Genomic DNA, 19,838 nt, shown 5'->3' on the forward strand with positions numbered 1-19,838 from the left:
TCTGCGTCTGTAGTGGTAAATGTGCCAATTACTGTCCCATCAGGTACGTTTTCATTAACATTTAACTGGCTCAATCCCAAGTCTGTAGGAACTTCGTCAACCAAGTAACGCACTACAGCAAAGTCAGTACCGTCAGTTCCAGCGACGATAATCTTGCCATCGGGCTGTTGAACAAGTCCATAGGCAATGTCAAGGGTGAGTAAGCCTAAATCAGTACTGACCTTGCCATCATTGTCAAAAGTGGTGTCGATTGAGCCATCGCTGTTGTAACGCACTAGAGCAAAGTCATTGTTGCTCACTCCTGCCACGAGAATCTTGCCATCTGCTTGTACAGCAAGGCTGTAGGCAATTTCGTTGGGAAGGAGGCCGAAATCAGTAGTAACCTTACCATCACTGCTAAAGCTAGTGTCGAGTGAGCCATCGCTGTTATAACGTGCTAAGGCAAAGTCACCGTTACTCTCTCCGGCGACGAGAATTTTGCCATCTGCTTGTACAACAAGGCTGTAAACGATGTCGATGGCAAGTAAGCCGAAATCAGTAGTAACCTTGCCATCACTGCTAAAACTAGTGTCGAGTGAGCCATTGCTGTTATAACGTGCTAAGGCAAAGTCACCGTTACTCACTCCGGCGACGATAATCTTGCCATCTGCTTGTACAGCAGTGCTGTAAACGATGTCGATGGCAAGTAAGGCGAAATCAGTAGTGACTTTGCCATCACTACTAAAACTAGTGTCGAGTGAGCCATCACTGTTGTAACGCGCTAGGGCAAAGTCAGTGCCGTCAGTTCCGGCGACAATAATCTTGCCATCTGCTTGTACAGTAGTGCTGTGGGCGATGTCGATGGTAAGACCGAAACCAGTAGTAACCTTGCCGTCACTGCTAAAACTAGTATCGAGTGAGCCATCGCTGTTGTAACGTGCTAGAGCAAAGTCAGTGCCGTTAGTTCCGGCGACGATAATCTTACCATCCGCTTGTATAGCAAGGCTGTAACCGATATCGATGCTGAGTAAGCCTAAATCAGTAGTAACCTTGCCGTCACTGCTAAAACTAGTATCAAGTGAGCCATCAGTGTTGTAACGCACTAAGGCAAAGTCACCGTTGCTGTCTCCTGCAACGATAATTTTGCCGTTGGTTTGTAAAGCAACACTGCGGCCGATATCAATAGCGATAAAGCCTAAATCAGTAGTGACTTTACCATCACTGCTAAAGCTGGTGTCAGGAAGTACTACAGCTAGTACTGAAGCGTAGGCTGCCATAACTTCTGGCTGGAATGCTAAAGAAGGAGCAATTACCCCCATGTTCACTTCCAGTGCCCAGTCACCGCCTAATGCAGCACTGCCCGTTAAATTATCAGATGCCACTACTACTACACCTGTCAGTTCGCTCAGGCGCTGGACAAATGCCATGCCTTGCTCTGTTTGAGCTACTTCACAACCGTACAGTAGCAGTTGTGCATCTGCACTCAACGCACTTGCCCAACCCATCAGTTGCGCTGCATAACGATTGAGTGTTTCGTGGCTGAGTTGACTGTTCCCTAAATAGACTCGTCCTGGTGCGCCGTGAGAAACAATATGCAGACTATTGATTCCCTGATGCAATGCCAGCACTTGATTAATTTGCTCAATGCCATCCCGGTCGTTATCTAGAACTACGACAGAAGTATTCTGCAAAACACCTTTTACCAAGGTTTGGTAGTTGTCCACCTGTGAATCGATGAAAACTAGGCGATTAACAGAAATTTTCTTATTCAGGTTTTGAGTAGACTTGGTAGCAATCCTGGTAGGTATTGGGTTCAACATAATTTATCTTACAAAATGCACAGTGTTTATGTTTCTGGTGAGAGAAAAAAGATGCTAAGTTTGAATCTTTTTCAAAGTCTCGCTTGCTTGGTAAATATAAAAAACTCTTGTTTGGAACCAAGCTCGAAAAAACAAGGTTTTAAATATTCTCTAATGAAAGTAATAAAATAGCGTTAATTATGTTGGGTTACATATCACAAAGTAATCAAACAAAAGCAACGGTCTTTTGGCAAAGCGGGCGAGCTAATCAACCTAAGACTATTTACAAAAACCAATGATTGCCACAGTAAAATTACCGATTTGTAATACGTAATAAATTATTAAAAATTACAGAACAAATCACATTCTGCAGGTTAATTTGAAAATATTGGTATTTTCTCTAATCCAACTAGAACAAAGCTCTCAGGCATTGAAGCTCAATTAGACATTTCGCGATCGCTTCTAAAGCTCATGTCCAAATTAACCTTATTGACACTATTATCAATAATTTCAGCCTGTCTGAGTCTAAACGCTTTGAGCACCTCCACAGATGATAAAATTGTGATGGTGCAAGCTATAATCGTCCGCAGCCAATTCAAGATTATCTAGATTCATTAAATCCTGAACCTGAAAAAGAACAATGGCTGCTCATCTGCTTCAGATTTGCCCCCAATGCACCACAAAAGAATCCTGTAGAAGATATTTTGCTGCAAGCAAAACGATTGTAAGAAGAACTTTATTCTTCCTATCATTCTTTTACTGTAGTAAAAGCGTTATTTAAGCTATCAATCCATTTTCAAATTTTTGACTATTCTAAGCTCAAGGAGTATGATTTTTTTTCATAAATAATTTAGGATCGCTATAGTCAATTGATTACTATTTAGTTTGGCTAACCCCATACTTTCTAACTTGTACGCTAGTATATGGTCTAATTGCAAAATATCAGCAGCGATCGCCTTTTAGCTGATGCAATTCTTGTTTTACAGTGAACTAGAGTACGACGATTTTCAGGTTGTAGTCTAACCCAACCCTCCACAAGCATTTTATGCAACGCCATCTGTTACATATATCTCTGCGTTCACTCCATCAAAATCAAGCGCAGAGGATCTAAACGCACATACCAAGGAAAAGGTTGGTCTTTCATCGTCGCCCATTTTTCTTTGAAGACTTCAGCTTGCAGATGATAATCTTGAGAGTTCTTGCCAACCGAATGTAATTTGAGAAACAATGTCATTCGATGGGGTGTTTCACTTGTTCGTACTACCCAACAGGGAAAGGTATTTTCCTGTGATGAGTCGTTGGTAAAAATGAACTGATGGGCACGAATACCAACGTGGGATAATTCGCTCTTGATTGGTTCAATTACTTTCAGAGTACAACCCCAATCAGTCGCTTCTATCTGTTGCGATGACTGGAGAACAGCACGAGAGAAGTTTTTGCATCCAGTGAGTTGGGCGACACTCACAGTAGCAGGATGCTGGAAAATATCATATTTGCTACCATAATGAACGGCTCTACCATGCTCCAATACCAATAGATTCGGGCAAATGCGATAAGCTTCTTCCATATTATGGGTGACAAATAGAGTCACACCTTGGTAATCAGCTAGAGTTTCTGTCATTTGCTGCTCTAATTGACTACGCAGATGTGTATCAAGTGCCGAGAACGGCTCATCTAAAAGTAATGCTTCCGGTTGACTTGCTAATGCTCTTGCCAAGGCTACCCGTTGTTGTTGTCCCCCTGAGAGTTGGTGCGGATAACGATCGCCTAATCCTTGCAACTGCATCGCTATTAGTTGCTCCTCAACTTGTACTCGAATACTCCCAGCAGATAGTTTTTTGGGCAAACCGAAAGCGATATTTTGCGCCACACTCATGTGCGGAAACAGAGCGTAATTCTGCACTAAAAAACTGATGCGGCGATCGCGGCTGGGTACATTAATTCCTTGTTCTGAGTCAAACAGTACTCTGTCATTTAAAACTATACGCCCAATTGTGGGCGTTTCTATCCCCGCAAGACAGCGCAAAATCATGCTCTTACCTGCTCCAGAACCTCCTAACAATCCCAGGGGTTGCTCATCGGTAGTGAAAGCAACTTTTAAATCAAAGCTAGGAAGGATTTTTTCAATGTTGACTAATAATCTACCAGATTCAAAAGTAGATTGCGGAGTATAAAGAATTTCTCCCCCTGCTCCCCGCTCCCTGCTCCCCACTCCCCTCCTCTTTTCCCTCAATTCTTGCCAGAAGTTGACTGCAATAATTCCAGACAGAGAAATCACCATAATAGCGATCGCCCAAAACCAAGCCTCATTCATTGCTCCCGCTTCCACTGCAAAATAAATCGCCATTGGAATTGTCTGCGTAACTCCTGGAATGTTACCAGCCAGCATCAATGTTGCGCCGAATTCTCCTAAAGCACGGGCAAAAGCGAGCATTGTGGCGGCGACAATGCCGGGTAGTGCTAGGGGTAAACTGATGCGCCAAAAGATTGTAGTTTCAGTTGCACCAAGAGTTCTAGCTACTCGCAGCAGATTACCATCTATTTGTTCAAAGGCTCCCAGTGCAGTTTTATACATTAAAGGGAAAGAAACTACCGTGGCTGCGATCGCTGCACCATACCAAGTAAAGACGATGGTGAAGTCAAAAGTTTCCATGAATTTCCCTACAGGGCCATTTTTGCCAAAAAATAGCAGCAACAAGAACCCGACAACTGTGGGCGGTAAAATCAGGGGTGCAATAAAGATACCCTCAATCAACGATTTACCTTTGCCACGATATCCCAGCATCCAGTAAGCAGCAGCGATACCCAAAAAGAAGGTGATAAATGTGGCAAGTAATGAAGTTTTGAGTGATATCCAAAGAGGCGATAAATCCAATGGCATAGTTGCGTAGGGAAGAATTAGCTCAACTAATCCCTAATTTACCAACTTTAGCTTTAATATGTTGGAAAAAGTTGGTAAATTACATCACAATCAATCGAAGAAATCCCAAAAACTAGCCAAGCTTTCAACAAAACTCGCGTTCAGTTGGGTATCAAATATCAAAATTCGATACAGTTTGTTATCATTTGATACTCATCTTAAAACCAGCTGGTAAAATTGTTGGGAATTACCGAAGTGTAAAAACCCTAGTCAACACATCCTGTTAGCAGTATCGAATGCTACCGTCAACAGAAAGTGCATCCTCCTCCTACCAGCAATCAAAAAAAACCCCAAGACCTTTTCTTAGTATGCGGACTCAAAAGTTTAGGGCAACATTGCGTTGCAATCCTCAAAGAATACGATGTTAAAGTCAGCGCCATTGAGGATGTGCAGCCCGAACATTGGGAAGTTCCAGAAGTACCTAACTTACTAGAAAAGTTAATCATAGGAGATTGTCGCCAGCCCAGTGTTCTAGAGCAAGCAGGTATAAAGCAGTGTCGTTCAATACTTTTAGTAACCAGAAATGAGCGGATAAATATAGAAGCTGCCTTTGCAGCACGCCGTCTTAATCCGCACGTTCGCTTGATTGTACGTTCTGACAAACAAAATTTCAACAAACTCTTGTGGGAAAATCTCGGCAATTTTGTTGCCTTTGAACCTACTCATCTTTCAGCTCATGCCTTCGCTCTGACAGCCCTTGGTTCTGAAGCTATTGGATATTTCACCTTAGAAGGGCAACTGTTGCAAGTGATAAAGCACCAGGTACAAGCGAAAGATAGCTGGTGTAATGGCAAGCCAGTACATAGACTCAATCTCACAACTCGCCGCATCTTGAGTCACAAACCTGTTTCATCTAACCCACCCAAAGAATTGTTTGGCTGGAATCCAGAGGCAGAAGTACAGGTAGGAGACACGCTAGTTTACATTGATGTTGCATACGATTTAGCTTTCTCTGAACAACGTCGGCAATCTCATAGCCAAAAGTGGCAGTGGCAACAGTTTATTCAAGGTATCACAGCGAAAAATCTCAAGAATAAAATAGTGCAATTTTGGCAATCTTACTACCAAAGCCAAAATCAAATCCGGCGAATTGCGACAATCTATGCGATTACTGTACTCATTCTGTGGTTTGTTGGAATAGTTCTTTATCGCTTATATTATCCTGAAATTACCATCCAAGAAGCTTTCTATGCGACAGCAATTTTGCTCTTGGGAGGATACGGAGATTTATTTGGCGGTGTTGAGTTTGCATCGCAATCAAAACCCTCAGACGCTATCCCTTGGTGGTTGAGGTTGTTTAGCCTGGGACTGACATTGACAGGTCAAGCTTTCGTGGGAGTATTATATGCACTGCTGACTGATGCTCTTGTCACTTCAAGATTCCATTTTTTCAATTCTCGTCCTCCCATACCACAACGCAACCATCTGGTAATTATTGGCTTAAATCGCTTGGGACAAAAAGTGGCTGCTCTTTTGCAAGAACTTAACCAGCCGTTAGTAGGAATTCATCCTACTACTCTCAACCAAGAAACTTTACCCGATATGCCCCTTATCGTTGGTGATGCTACCGAAGCACTCGTGAAGGCGAATCTCTCCCATGCTAAAAGCATCATTTTAGTTGGGGACGATAATATGGAAAATCTGGAAATTGGTTTGATGGCTCATGCAATCAACCCCGCCACTACCTTGATTATCCGCTCTCAAGACCGCCAATTTAGTGATAATGTCGCCCCTCTGTTCCCTTATGCTCAAGTTATATGTGGCGCGGCTTTGTCGGCAGAAGTCTTTGCTTGTGCTGCTTTTGGAGAAAATGTTCTGAGCTTGTTTCACTTGAACGAGCAAATAGTCATGGTAACGGAATACAAGATTGAAGATGGCGATACCCTGAATGGTTTGCTTTTATCTGAAATAGCATCTGGTTACAGTGTTGTACCGATTCTTTACCAGAAATATCAGCAAGACAATTATTCTTTAATGCCCTGGTATGATGTTAAGCTTGATGCTGGCGATCGCTTGATTGTTTTAGCCACAAGCAGTAGTTTGCAGCGAATTGAATGGGGTGAAATGCTGCCTCGCCTTTGGCAGGTGCGGATTCAAAAAGCTCTGACTACAAATGCAATTATATATGGTGCTGAAGAGATAGTTTTAATTACGGGATGTAGTCCCACTACCGCTAGGCAATGGATGAATAATTTGCCTAGAGTGTTGCCGATACCACTTTATAAACATCAAGCTCAACGTCTCGTGCGCGAGTTAACAAAAGTGCAAGTTTTGGCAAATGTAATCTATATTGGGCAACCTTAAATCTCCGATATCTAGAAGTAATATCATCTGCGGATAATTATTGGAGTTTAGACTAAATAATCAAACTCAAAACAAAAAACAAAAAACAAAGTTCATAGGTATTTATTATAAAAGTAAAAGCACAACATTGTTGTGCTTTTGTAAATTCTTTTTATTCAGTTCATTGTGACAACCAGAGAGTTTCTTAATTAGTCCAGTTGAGTACTGTAGGCACTAAAACCGTAAGCCAAAGTTTCTTTTAAATTATCTGATGGCTTGAGACTTCTGTTGATAGCATTAGCAAACGGCACAGGAATCCCTTTGATGGTTTCCGGCAAAATTGCATATTCTGCTGTTGGTTCGACAATGTATTGTGGACACTTCGCTTTCATACCAGCAGTAGCTAACATTTCTTCTATTTCAGCAGATGAATATTGCTTGAGATAAACTGGATTTCTCACAAATGGGTTCAGCCTTCTGATAAAATTATGAATAATATGAGAAGGACAAGACTTATTGTGAAAGGAATGATTAAAAACAAAAATTCCACCAGGTTTTAGCACACGACATATATCAGCCAACAAATTTCTTAATTGGGCATCTGGGATATGCATAAAAACGCAGTTAGAAATTACCAAATCTATAGAATTCTCTTCTAAAGGCAATGTTTCAGCAGAAGTGCAAATCAAGTTAAATTCAGCTTCTGGGAAAAAGTTGTATTCTTGTTTAACCTTGATTAACCGCCGTAATAAAGGTTCAGAAATATCAATGCCGTAATATTTCTCACATCTCAGATTTTTCGCTTTCGAGAGATGTAAAGGTGCGCGACCATAACCAGAACCAATTTCTAAAATAGAACCGACAGATTTATTCAACGGAAATTTGTTCCAAGTACCTCCAGGCGTACCAGTTAGCAGAGTGTAATCTTGTTTAATGGGCGATGTCGCTGCAATTTTTTCAATTTTTTGGGAACCATAGTATGTTTTACCAATTGCGTCCCATGTTTTTTTATGTTGAGTATTAGTTAATTGTTCATAGTCGCTAGGAAAATAAATTCCATCTCGTAATTCAAAGTCATTTAGACTGGATTTTACATTTGCTAATTGAGACATTATGATTATCCTCATCAATAGTGAAGTCTGTTTTCTGTTATACTCTTAACTCAGCATTAACCGCAAGTGATTTTTACTGAACGGCTTTCCCTAAGCCTTTTTTAAAGGCTATAACTATTTTAAATTCTATGGAATGTGCTAGCAAAACGCCTATTGCATCCAAGTGAAAACCGCTATAATAACAACCCTTGCCCGATTAGAACACAAGTTCGTATACATTAGTTGATGGACTGCAACAATTGGAGGCTGCGATGGTAGGAGGGTTACAACAAAAACGGGTGGTAGTTGTAGGTGCTGGTTGGGCTGGTTTAGGAGCAACCTACCATTTGGCAAAACAAGGTTATGATGTGACACTTCTCGAAGCAGGCCCCTATCCTGGTGGATTGGTGGCAGGTTGGCAAACATCTGCCGGAAAATCTGTTGAAGCTGGCATTCATGGGTTTTGGTATCCCTACAAAAATATTTTTTCCCTAATCAATGAATTAGAAATTAATCCTTTTACTAGTTGGACTCGTTCTTCGCAATATTCGCCAGCAGGTTTGGAAGTTGAATCACCAATTTTTCAAGATTTACCGCGACTCCCCTCGCCGCTGGGAACTTTTCTCTACACTCAGTTTAAACGATTGCCACTGATTGACCGTCTCAGCGCCCTGCCTTTACTTTATTCTGTTGTTGATTTTGACAATTCTGATGCAGCTTGGCGGCGCTATGATTTTGTAACTGCCCGTGAATTATTCAAAGATTTTAACGTTTCTGCACGACTTTACCGCGAGGCTTTTGAACCGATGTTATTAGTGGGCTTGTTTGCTCCTGGTGAACAGTGTTCAGCCGCCGCAACTTTAGGGATGCTTTACTTTTTTATTCTGGCTCATCAACCAGATTTTGATGTGGTTTGGTGTCGGGGAACTGTTGGAGAAAAGATATTTCGTCCTTGGGTGGAACGTCTTGAAAAAGCTGGTGTGCGAGTGTTGCCCAAGCGTCGGGTTACAGATTTAATTGTTGATAGTAATCATCGAGCCAAAGGTGTGGTCTGCGGTGATGAAGTAATTGAAGCAGATGCCGTGATTTTTGCGGTTGGAATCACGGGTATGAAGAAAATTGTCTCAACTAGCCCTAGTTTACAAAGCCGTGAAGAATTCCGTAATTTGAGCAATTTAGGAGCAATTGATGTTTTAGCAACGCGACTATGGTTTGACCGTAAAATTGATATTCCTCGTCCTTCTAATGCTTGTTTTGGATTCGACACAACTACAGGTTGGACGTTTTTTGATTTGAATGCTCTACATGATGAATATCGAGATGAGCCGGGAACAGTGATTGAAGCTGATTTCTATCACGCAAATCAGTTTCTGGGTTTGAGCGATGAGGAGATTTTAGCAATAGTTCAGGGTTATTTAGCAACTTGTGTACCAGCATTTGGGGAGGCAAAGATAATTGATAGTAGTATAATTCGGCTACCTCAAGCAGTGACTCACTTTGCACCTGGCAGCTATCGTTATATGTTGCCTGCTAAGACAAGTTTTGAGAATGTATTTATGAGTGGGGATTGGATTGTGAACCGTCATGGTTCCTGGTCACAGGAAAAGGCTTATGTTACTGGTTTGGAGGCGGCGAATTTGGTGGTGTCTTATTTGGGAGAAGGTCAGCCAGCCGAGATTTTAGCTGTAGAAGAGGATGAAGTGCATATCCAAGTGGCGCGATCGCTCAACCAAACTTTGCGTAAATTGAGTAAATCTATCCTGCCTAACTTCTGGTTGCCGTAATCTGTAGGGTAGCACAGCAGTGCATCCCTACTGTATGTATATTTCTCGCAAATCTAGTTAATCATCAATTGTAATTTAAATTCGGTAAGCTAAAGAAAGCGATCGCGATACTATCCTTATAATGTAAATCAAATCACATAAGCTTATGGAGCCAGACTCTTTACAAACTGAGGTGATTCTGACGCACCCGCGTGAGTCCCTTGGTAGAGTGCAACTTGATTGGACACCCCAACCCGGAAACTATCTCGATTTTGAAGGTAAAACCTACGCAGTTTTAGAGCGCCGCCATAGATACAAGCTTCAAGCTGGGCGCTACCGCTTGCATAATATTGCCATTTATGTACAGTCTGCTAAACGACCATCTGAGAAAAGTTTGGTAGCGGGACGTTGGGTAATCGGTGATGCCACCTGCTGTTACAATGCTCATTCAGAACTCATTCGCTGTGCAGTCAACCCAGATGGCCCTTGCGAATCTTGCCGCTTTTATGAAAAGTCTTAGGAGAGACGCGATTAATCGCGTCTGTACAGGAGTTAGGAGCTAAAAATTATTCTCCTTAATCTCCTTCATCTCTTCCATCCGCGTCAGCTTCCCGCACCAAAAACTTCTCCTACAGTTAAGCGCGTACCATTAACAAAATCCCATCCCGACTGGGGACGTTTACCGGCTAACTGAACCTCTCGCAACAGCAATAAACCTTCCCCAGTTTGGACGATCGCGCCAATTCCTTTGACAATGCTGATTACAACTCCCGCTCGATCTGATACGTTTGACAAATCAGGCAATTTATGTATTAATTCTTGTAATTCTGGTGGGAGATCGCGATCGCCTACAGAACCAAGAGGAGCAGAAGCAGTAATTTTCAACAAGTTGTCACGAAAGGTAGCGGTGCAGTTAGGGTAAAAGCCTCTAATTTGATTGTGTAATTGGATCGCGCTTTTTGACCAATCCAAAGCATAATCTGGTTTTTGAATTAGAGGTGCATAAGTCGCTGCTAAATTATCTTGGGGAATTGGTTGAATTTCTTTACGTTCCAACTTCAACAGAGTTTCCACCAACAAATCCCCACCGATTTCTGCTAGTCTATCGGCTAAATCTTGGGCATTATCCAGTAATCCAATAGGTGTAGTGGCTATTTGGAGCATTGCGCCGGTATCCATTCCCACATCCATTAACATGGTGGTGATCCCCGTTTCCCTCTCCCCGTTATACAAACACCACTGAATCGGGGCTGCACCACGATATTTGGGTAAAATCGAGCCATGCACATTAATGCAAGCTAATTTTGGCATATTTAAGATTTTTGACGATAAAATCTGTCCATAAGCGACAACAACAAACACATCTGCATCTAATTGTTTGAGTTTGCTTAAAGTTTCAGTATCTTTTTTCACCCGTTCAGGTTGCCATACTGCTAAATTGTGAGCAGTTGCGATCGCTTTTATAGGTGAAGGCGTAAGTTTATTTCCGCGTTCCCGGCGTTTATCTGGTTGGGTGACAACCGCCAGCACCTCAAATTCTGAATGATTCAATAATTTTTCCAAGGTGGGTACAGCAAACAGGGGTGTACCAAAAAATACAATTTTCATTAATAATTTAGTAGTTTTTAGTCGTCAGTCATTAGACTTCTTGCATTAATCAAAAAGCCTCACCCTAAATCCCTCTCCCAAGCTTGGGAGAGGGACTTTGAATTTGGCTCCCCTTCTCTCAAAATTGGGAGAAGGGGATGAGGGCGAATTTTGCATTTGTGCAAGAGTTCTATTAGTTAATCGTAAGTGCGCCCCTCATAACTGACAACATTTAAGTTGCATGTTGAAACAGAATGCACTAAGCCAGCATCTAGCAGGCTCCTGTATTCAGGATGCAGTTGCAAAATACAGTTGTTAGTTGTAAATAATATTGGCTGTTTGGTGGTACAATACTTTCGTATTCATGAAACCAAAGGCTGCTTGATTAACTTAATAGTTAAGTTGACAAGCGTAACAGCTAGTATCAGCCGCATTTGCCTCTAGTGAAACTAATCACTTAGTGGTTTTTCTTTGCGAGTCGCTAGAGCATCTACCGAGTGAATTTTGTTGTGTTTCCGATCGTCTTCCCGAAATTAGCTTTAAATGTAGTTAAATTTCCGAAAAACTATTGCGTCTTCTAACTATTTTTGTAGTTTAGATAGCAATTTATAACTTTGGGTTGCTGATAGCAATATCTTCTGAGTATGATGTATTATGCGTCCGCTTTCCCAGGTTTTTAATTAACGCCTCACATTTACTATCATGAGGGTTTGCGCTGTTATATTTAGTGTGTAACCTAGCTTATTTGCTGTGTACTAGCGATCGCTAGTACGATCCCCGGTAGCTAAGTTAGATTATCTCTTATTTGCCAGCGTCATTCCTCAAACTATTCCTAAATATCGCTTAACCAAGACTTATTTTTGGTCTGTTTAGGTATAGGGACATTATATATCGTGTAGTAATTACTGAGTTGTCAGCATATTTACTATACTCGCATATTTTTGCAAAAAAATATCCCGTACCTAAGTAAGAAAAGGTGTAGACAATGATACTTAATTTTTGTAAAACTCTGCAAACTTTGAAGATATTATTTCGTCATTACTTTTAGTTTCTTGTTATACATATAACTACCACCTGCCCCATTGCTGTTGATGTATTGCTTCTCACATAGCAATTGCCCCCTCTAGAGAGTCTACAAATGCTTAAACCCCTTTTGCTGTCAGGATGGTTCCGCACACAACCATTTCTCAATTACGTTGTCGTTGTGATACTAATTGCACCCTTATTAGGAGCATCGGCTCACTCGTTCCCAGTAAGATCCGAAGTACATAAACTAACTTCGATGGCTGGAGAATCTGACTCTGTATCAAAGGAAATAGCTGTAGTTGGGGAACCTGAAATAGCTGAAACATTAAAAACAGATCAAATCGAATCGATAACAGAAGAATTTGACTCTGTGCCAACACAAAGTACTGCGGTTCAGGAACCGCAAGTATTACCAGCGGATAAAATTGAGTCTTCGACTGAAGTAGATAATTATCTCTCTAACAGCGATTTAGATTTAAGCGATGTAACTGTTCCTGATTCTTTGGCAGCAGTTGAACTCGCACCATCAACAGATGTTCCTATTAGTCAACTTAATTTAATACGCAAACTCAAAGCAGCTAATGTCAAGTCTTTGAGAGCACAAGAAAATTATCTCTCTAGAGAAAAGTCTTTTACTGAATCATTGACAGCAACTCAAGTAGCACCAACTATTAGAGAATCTCAATCAACCACAACGACCGAAATACCTGTTGTGGAACCAGTTAATGAGTCCCAAGCAGAACAAATAGATCCCATCGGTAGTCCTCATCCGATTCCTTGGAAATGGATTACAGCAACTCAAGAAGCTATTGCTTCTAATGGTGGTTCTGGAGTGCGTCACTATCGGAGCGTACCTGTGATTTCTCCAGATGGTAAATATGCTGTTTATAGTCGGGTGCAACTGGAGGTAAAACCCCAAATGTACAACAGCCGTGTCACCAGCGTTTTGTTTGTCCAAGATATGCAAACTAAGAAATTGTGGGTGATGGCTTCAACGACTCCAGTTAGCGATCCTTTATTAAAGGTAAAGGCTGTAAAAGCAGAGTCTTCAGAAGAAACCGATACGATCGGTAAAATTGGGGTACTAGTTCCAGTTAGCTGGTCAGAAAAAGGCGATCGCTTCTTAGCACGCAAGTTTGAAGGTATATTTAACACAGGTGATTCTACAGATAGTGCAGTGATTTGGGATCGGCAAAAAAATCACGCTAACACAGTAGCTCCTGTTAGTGAGGAAGAACATGAAAAAATTGCCATATTGTTAGGCTGGAGTAAAAGCCAACCGGATCATGTGTTATTCCGTGCAGGGGAATTGGGCGAGGAAAACTGGCCATTGATGCAAGTTGCTAATGATGGCAAGACTATCACTACAACAGACAACGATCGGCCGATTACTTTTGGTAAAAAGGTGACAGAAATTTGGGCAGGCCCACAAGTTGCCTACCGATAAGCTATAAAAAATCCTATATACTCCCGTTGTCATCACTGCTGACAACGGGATTTTTTTGGCGTTGCCTAAAATAGGGATGATTCTTGTGGGGTGGGCATCCTACCACTAGTGTCAACATTATGGTGCGGCAACTGGCATAAAATTTGACTCTTCAAAATTTTTCAAACACCCTCTTAGACTGTAGACCCTGTAATCCACAGCTTACAATGTTTTTGACCCCAATTAGTCAGAATTGCTTGACCAGGTTTTTTGAAAATTTTACTTTATCAATTTCTGTTATGTTACGATAAAAGCATCAACCTGTACAGACTTTGTGTACAGGTTAATCGATAATGTACTTAATTCAATTTACAAGTAAAAACGGAACTTTTGATACTTATGGTTTCTGCTAGTTATACTTACACACAAGCACGAGAAAAGCTGTCTGAACTGTGCCAGAAAGTTACTTCAGAACGCGATTTTGTAATCATTACACGTCGTAATGCTGAAAGTGTAGCTTTAATACCTGTTGATGAACTTTCTAGTATTCTAGAAACTGCTCATCTTTTACGTTCTCCCCGTAACGCTGAACGTTTGCTAACAGCTTTAAATCGAGCTAAATCAGGAGTTGTGAAATCTCAAAGCTTGGATGATCTTAGTAAGGAGTTAGGATTTGACCAAAAAGAAGAACCTCAAAAACCAACCAAAACAAGAAATTCCAGTAACTCCAAAGCAAAGAAAAACAGTATTTCAACCTGAATTTTTAGAAGACTTGAAATTTTGGGTGGAAAATGATCAACGAGTTACCCTTAAAGTTTTGGATCTTGTCAAAGAGACTTGCCAAGATCCTTTTAAGGGGAAAGGTAAGCCGGAACCTTTAAAATATTTAGATCCTAATACTTGGTCTCGCCGTTTAACACAAGAACATAGAATTGTATATCTTGTAAAAGATGATGAAATAAATTTTTTACAAGCTCGTTATCATTATTAACTATTAATTATCCCAAAATATAAGTAGCATTATTTAGTCTTGCGATTCGCCTTTTGTTCTTACAAAATCTAAAATTTTCTTTGGGTCTGTCCACCACCTCAAACAATTTCTCTGCATATAGAAGAAGTTTGCACCATCTAAGAAAAGGGATACTCGCATTTATTTACCTAGCTTGTTGGACAAAACTAGTGTTCCTTTTCTTAATTATTTTCTAACACTTAACTCAAAAGCGTTCGCTTGTTGTCCTATTCCTATCCTCTAAGATTAAAACTATAAAAACTTATTTATCACCCCTTTCCCACTCAGGTATAGCTCCTTTGACTCGGCGGATGGGTAAATTCGCAATTAAAGCTGTCGTTCGTTGGTTGCTTTCTAAGGAGAACTCCAAGCCCTCCGTCTCAACTTCAACATAGCGACAGACTACATCTAGGATTTCTTTCCGCATTTTTTCCAACGTTTGAGGGTCTATATCAGCGCGATCGTGAGCAATCACCAATTGCAGGCGACGTTTAACTTGAGTTCGACTGCTATCAGGGCCGCGAAAAAAAAGTTTTTCTAGAAGTTCAATCATTACGAATAGGTCTGGGGCGGAGACTGGAAAGGTAAGTTAAACAATCTTTGTCCTGAACAACCTTCGTATACGAGCGAAGATGCTGTCTTGGGACGAGTCGATCTCCAGAAATTCGACACTTTCCCCTTCTAGTCTACGAGCAATGTTCTCAAAGGCTGTAGCAGCTAAAGAGGGATTTTCTGCTAACACTAAGGGTTCGCCGCGATTGGTAGATACAATAACACGCTCGTCGTCAGGGATTACCCCGATCAGGGGAATGGCGAGAAGTTCCTGAACATCTTGCACTGACATCATATCATTTGCCTGCACCATTGAAGGTCTGATGCGGTTAATTATTAAATGAACACGCTTGATACCTTGTGCTTCAAGTAACCCCACTACCCGATCGGCATCACGAACTGAAGAAATTTCTGGGGTGCTAACAACTAGCGCTTCTTTGGCCGGGCCGATCGCATTTTTAAACCCATTTTCAATACCGGCAGGGCTATCAATAATCACGTACTGATATTTTTGCGCTAGTGCATTCACCAATAACTTCATCTGTTCGGGTGTGACTGCATCTTTGGAGCGATTTTGGGCTGCCGGCAGGAGTACGAGATTGGGTTGGCGCTTATCTTTCACCAAGGCTTGTTCTAAACGGCACTCTCTGGCTAAGACTTCTACCGCAGTATAAACGATGCGGTTTTCCAGCCCTAAGAGCAAATCCAAATTTCTCAGACCAAAATCCGCATCAACCAAAGCAACTTGACGCCCCATTTTGGCTAAAGCCATACCCAAATTTGCTGAAACTGTGGTTTTACCCACTCCTCCTTTACCGGAGGTAATCACAATAATGCGAGTCATGATAGAAATGCGGTCAATGAGGGTTCAGGAAATATAAAACAGTAAATTGCAGTATAAAGTATGAAGTATCGTATCAAGTATGAAGAAATATCTGTTCTCCCTGATCAGGGTGAGGCATGAATATTTGTTTTATTTCATCTTTACTTCTATACTTCATTCTTTAAGTGAATATTTATGGTTCTTGATTGCTCTTGGTGAATTGGTTTCTGGAAAAATCAGTCGCCCTAGCGATACGAATTCCTTGGGGCGTAATATGTGCCACCTCTGGAGAAAACTGGATTGGCGGTTTTTCTGGTGCTCTAGCTACAGCATCTGCGATCCGCAGTTGGGTTGGTTCCATTTGCAAGGCCATAATCAGACACTCACTATTGCCTCCAGCCCCAGCATGAGCAATTCCACGCAGACGACCCCAGATAATAATATCTCCATCTGCAATTACAATACCACCTGGATTTAAATCTCCCAAGAGAATTACTGTCCCAGGATGACGAATTTCTACTCCAGAGCGGACTGTCATTTCTAAATAGAGGGCATCTTCTTGGGGGATCGCTGTAGCTGTTGGCTCTGAATTCAGGGAAGTTACGGGCTGTAATTGTTCCACTGAATACCCCGATGTCACGGCAGCGATCGCAGTTTGCCGCCGACTCGTCGAGACAGATATCAGCTGGAGTTGGACTTCACTTAAAGCTTCGGCGAGTTCTTGGAGTTGTCTGGCATCTACTAAACGGTCTTGTGCCATTAAATGCACAGGTGTATTAGATACACGGAAGCGATCGCCTGCACTTAGACGTTGCCTTATTTGTTGCCAAATATCAGACCAAGTGAGTTCTGAGGCAGATACTTGAGATTCCGAGGGCAAAATTAATAAAAGTCGTCCCTCCTTACTTTTTAACTGGACTTGACTATTATCATTTACACGATGCCCTGGCAATGCTAACTCATCGGGATTTAAGTCAGTCAGGATAAAATCCGATCCGGCATCAGTATTTGACTCTACATCTGGGTTAGCAGAATTTGACTCTACATCCCCAAGAACAGTATTTGATTTTAAATAAAGGAGGACAGATTTTAACTCAGCATCCGGGAGGATAGAATCTGACTCTACATCAGAAACAGTAGAATTTACCTCTATCTCAGAAAGGATAGAGTTTGATTCTGCATTCGGAAGTGCAGAATTTGACTTTAGATTGGGAATCGCAGAATCAGAAGTCATGCAGTACTAGCCAAAAGACAACAGATTTTAAATTTTAGGTCGCACCTTTGGTGCGCTGACAGCGCAACTTGGATTTTGGATTTGTGTCACTCACAAGAGGTGTTGGTGTAGCGGGATATTAGTCCGACATTAACCAAAAGACTCTTTAATCTAAAATCGTTCGACTGAGCGTAGCGTTCCGCAGGAAAGTCTAAAATCTCAAATTGGTACGGTCAACCTCTGATAAACTGTCACCAAGGCATCAGCATCGCCGACATTACCTGGAAACAGCACTACAGGCAAATCAGGAAACTGGGGATGATCGGATGACGTTAACACCATTGAACAACCAGCTAAAATTTGACCGAGTAAACGGGCTGAAGTTAAAGCTAGTCCAGTACTCAAGACATCGTTTGAAGTAATGCCACCCTTGCTGATTAAGAATCCTATATCAGATGGTAAACCGCGGACAATATCCATTAATAAACTTGAAACTTTTTCCCCAAACTCCAATCGTGTCTTGACATCTTTAAAATTTAGTTCCTGACGGCTAGTATAAACCACTGGTGTTTTGCCAGCTTCGTGTGCCGCCCGTGTGCTTTCTTGGATTTCAGTTAGTAATGCCGCAGATTGATTTGCATCATCAAGTAATCGTGCTACATTCACTTCGATTCCTACAGTTCCCTCTACTTGCAACAGCGCCTCTAATTGCTGGGTAGTCTTTTTCACATGGGAACCAACAATCACCGCACCTGGTTTGCCTTGGCGCACGTACTGCGCCATGTTTTCGGCGGCAATTGGTTGGGGTGGTAAAGCGGCTAAAGCCGTTAAAATACTTGCTGCACTACGAAATAAAAAGCGTTTCCCTTGACTTGCGGCTGCTAATATATCTACTGCAAAGCGGTTGAGATCGGCTTGAGTTTCACCATCGACGACAGCGCACTGATTACCATGAAGTTGTAACAATCGTTCCAAACTAGCAGTGCGAATATCGGATAGGAGAAACCTTTCTACAGCTTCGGCACTAATTCGTCCTTGAGTTTTTTCTTCGACATACTTGGGTAAGTAACTGTGATGGTAGCTGAAGACGGAATCACGGGCAAATTCGGTTTCATGGACTGGGGTGGGTACACCGCCAATAATCAAGTAATGCACGCTGTCGAGGGTGATGCGTCCACCGTCAAAAAATGCTGGTACGAGAAAATGAGCATCAAAGGGGCCAAGTTCTTGTGCGATCGCATCTGTTTCAATAGGATAATGCCCCCGCAAAGTAGAATCAGAACGGCTGACAATCAGAAAATCGTCGATTCCTTCAGCATTCAAAGCGATTTTCAGGTTCTGGCAAACTTCTTTGGTGATAGATGCAGCTGACTCTGGCGTTAGCGATCTAGTATTAGTCAGCACAAAGAAAATCGGCGAATCATCCTGCAACCCACGGCGTAAAGTCTCCACATCCCAGTGCATTAGCAGCAAGCAGCTGTGGACTGTTTGAGAACCTGTAGGGTCATCATCCAGGACAATTATTTTGGGTTTGTTGCTCATTTAAGTCAACGGGGCGATTGTTTTCTGGGAAAGTGTTGGGTGAGTAGAAGTCACTAGTACACAAGCAACGTCTATCTCCGTGGACTAATCAAAATCAAGGATTTTCTAACCTACGGAGGCAGGTGTTGTCTCGTGTAGCCGCTTTTACAAACATTCTCTTAGCCTTTATGCAATTTTCTGATTTCTGCTTGTACATCGATCGCAATTTGCAATGATTGATTTAGCAGTTGAGCATATTCACCTGCTTGACTACTAACTTGTAAAGCTCGCAGACTGGCTAAATTATTCACAAATAACTCTTGGTTATTAGCAAGCAATTTTTTATTATCTCGCAAAATTCGTTCCGTTTTCAGAGCGCGGACTAAATCTTCTCTAATTAGTTGCAAGGCGGCGGTTACTTTATCTCGGTCATCGATACTGCTTTCTACGTTTCCTGATGCTGCCAATTGGTCATTGATATCGATGGCAGCAACCAGGTCATGATATTTATCAACTTCATCTAAAAGTATTGTCAGTCCTTCAGGACAGGTTAATTGTCGCCACAGCCATCGCCCCACTAATATCGGCATTGGCACTAAAATTAGTAAAAGAATTCCTAGTCGAACTGAAGAACCAATTGTTGGCAGAATAATAAAAGCGTAAACAAAGCCTACAATTATTGGCGTTAGCGCTAGCGTCACCAGCATTTCACTGATAAAAAATCCTAATCGCTTTTTGCCATCTCGCAAAACCGAAGGACGAAAAACGTCTTCTGGATCGAACCCAGTCAAACGTCTCAGTTCCCCCTTACTAATTTCCAAGCCTATTAAGTCCGGCTGCACGTCT

At 41.7% G+C, this 19,838-nt stretch carries 15 protein-coding genes and 2 pseudogenes; 8 read left to right on the plus strand and 9 right to left on the minus strand.

The window, feature by feature from the left end:
- Window positions 1-1,799, minus strand: a 1,799-nt coding sequence (locus tag V7L12_RS08825; protein ID WP_335083932.1) for a DUF4347 domain-containing protein, incomplete at its 3' end; no start/stop codon positions are given.
- A gap of 542 nt (window positions 1,800-2,341) precedes the next feature.
- Here V7L12_RS08825 and V7L12_RS08830 point away from each other — a divergent pair.
- Window positions 2,342-2,623: pseudogene (locus tag V7L12_RS08830) on the plus strand (IS630 family transposase); the annotation flags it as partial.
- Between the two features lie 233 nt (window positions 2,624-2,856).
- Here the strand turns inward: V7L12_RS08830 and modB are convergent.
- Entirely contained in the window at window positions 2,857-4,659 is a 1,803-nt protein-coding gene (gene modB, locus V7L12_RS08835) for a molybdate ABC transporter permease subunit (RefSeq protein ID WP_335083934.1), read from the minus strand.
- A gap of 149 nt (window positions 4,660-4,808) precedes the next feature.
- Between modB and V7L12_RS08840 the strand changes: the two are divergent.
- Both V7L12_RS08840 and V7L12_RS08845 read left to right on the plus strand, forming a co-directional pair.
- Window positions 4,809-4,925, plus strand: a pseudogene (locus V7L12_RS08840) (GNAT family N-acyltransferase); the annotation flags it as partial.
- A 28-nt stretch (window positions 4,926-4,953) separates the two neighbouring features.
- The gene (locus V7L12_RS08845; protein ID WP_335083936.1) at window positions 4,954-7,002 is read left to right on the plus strand and encodes a potassium channel family protein; all 2,049 of its coding nucleotides are present in this window, start codon (window positions 4,954-4,956) and stop codon (window positions 7,000-7,002) included.
- Window positions 7,003-7,190: 188 nt separating this feature from the next.
- On the opposite strand, the gene V7L12_RS08850 is transcribed toward V7L12_RS08845, so the two are convergent.
- Window positions 7,191-8,093, minus strand: a complete 903-nt coding sequence (locus tag V7L12_RS08850) for a class I SAM-dependent methyltransferase (RefSeq protein ID WP_335083938.1) — start codon at window positions 8,091-8,093, stop codon at window positions 7,191-7,193.
- Between the two features lie 251 nt (window positions 8,094-8,344).
- Between V7L12_RS08850 and V7L12_RS08855 the strand changes: the two genes are divergently transcribed.
- Both V7L12_RS08855 and V7L12_RS08860 read left to right on the plus strand, forming a co-directional pair.
- The gene (locus tag V7L12_RS08855; RefSeq protein WP_335083940.1) at window positions 8,345-9,856 is read left to right on the plus strand and encodes a hydroxysqualene dehydroxylase; all 1,512 of its coding nucleotides are present in this window, start codon (window positions 8,345-8,347) and stop codon (window positions 9,854-9,856) included.
- Window positions 9,857-10,001: 145 nt separating this feature from the next.
- Window positions 10,002-10,355: a DUF6464 family protein gene (locus V7L12_RS08860; RefSeq protein ID WP_335083942.1), complete on the plus strand. Its 354-nt coding sequence runs from the start codon at window positions 10,002-10,004 to the stop codon at window positions 10,353-10,355.
- Between the two features lie 83 nt (window positions 10,356-10,438).
- Here the strand turns inward: V7L12_RS08860 and fmt are convergent, their stop codons facing one another.
- On the minus strand, window positions 10,439-11,443 hold the full coding sequence (gene fmt / locus V7L12_RS08865; RefSeq protein WP_335083944.1) for a methionyl-tRNA formyltransferase: 1,005 nt from the start codon (window positions 11,441-11,443) through the stop codon (window positions 10,439-10,441).
- 1,117 nt (window positions 11,444-12,560) lie between these two features.
- On the opposite strand from fmt, the gene V7L12_RS08870 reads away from it, so the two are divergent.
- The 3 genes from V7L12_RS08870 to V7L12_RS08880 all read left to right on the plus strand — a co-directional run bounded on the left by V7L12_RS08870 (window position 12,561) and on the right by V7L12_RS08880 (window position 14,865).
- Complete coding sequence (locus V7L12_RS08870) at window positions 12,561-13,895, plus strand: hypothetical protein (RefSeq protein WP_335083946.1); 1,335 nt, start codon at window positions 12,561-12,563, stop codon at window positions 13,893-13,895.
- A 378-nt stretch (window positions 13,896-14,273) separates the two neighbouring features.
- Window positions 14,274-14,633, plus strand: a complete 360-nt coding sequence (locus tag V7L12_RS08875) for a type II toxin-antitoxin system Phd/YefM family antitoxin (RefSeq protein ID WP_334819374.1) — start codon at window positions 14,274-14,276, stop codon at window positions 14,631-14,633.
- A 25-nt stretch (window positions 14,634-14,658) separates the two neighbouring features.
- Complete coding sequence (locus tag V7L12_RS08880) at window positions 14,659-14,865, plus strand: Txe/YoeB family addiction module toxin (RefSeq protein ID WP_273768708.1); 207 nt, start codon at window positions 14,659-14,661, stop codon at window positions 14,863-14,865.
- Between the two features lie 280 nt (window positions 14,866-15,145).
- Here the strand turns inward: V7L12_RS08880 and minE are convergent, their stop codons facing one another.
- The 5 genes from minE to V7L12_RS08905 all read right to left on the minus strand — a co-directional run bounded on the left by minE (window position 15,146) and on the right by V7L12_RS08905 (window position 19,834).
- Window positions 15,146-15,436 (minus strand): cell division topological specificity factor MinE, encoded by a 291-nt coding sequence (gene minE / locus V7L12_RS08885; RefSeq protein ID WP_104908780.1) that lies wholly within the window; start codon window positions 15,434-15,436, stop codon window positions 15,146-15,148.
- Window positions 15,437-15,472: 36 nt separating this feature from the next.
- Entirely contained in the window at window positions 15,473-16,279 is an 807-nt protein-coding gene (minD, locus tag V7L12_RS08890; protein WP_104908781.1) for a septum site-determining protein MinD, read from the minus strand.
- A gap of 172 nt (window positions 16,280-16,451) precedes the next feature.
- Window positions 16,452-17,492: a septum site-determining protein MinC gene (gene minC, locus V7L12_RS08895; protein WP_334819370.1), complete on the minus strand. Its 1,041-nt coding sequence runs from the start codon at window positions 17,490-17,492 to the stop codon at window positions 16,452-16,454.
- A gap of 198 nt (window positions 17,493-17,690) precedes the next feature.
- Window positions 17,691-19,013, minus strand: coding sequence for a four-carbon acid sugar kinase family protein (locus tag V7L12_RS08900; protein ID WP_335083948.1), 1,323 nt, complete (start codon window positions 19,011-19,013; stop codon window positions 17,691-17,693).
- A 158-nt stretch (window positions 19,014-19,171) separates the two neighbouring features.
- Window positions 19,172-19,834, minus strand: a complete 663-nt coding sequence (locus tag V7L12_RS08905) for a hypothetical protein (RefSeq protein WP_335083950.1) — start codon at window positions 19,832-19,834, stop codon at window positions 19,172-19,174.
- Between the last annotated feature and the right edge of the window lie 4 nt (window positions 19,835-19,838).

The organism is Nostoc sp., from assembly GCF_036918245.1.
Taxonomy (GTDB): Bacteria; Cyanobacteriota; Cyanobacteriia; order Cyanobacteriales; family Nostocaceae; genus Nostoc.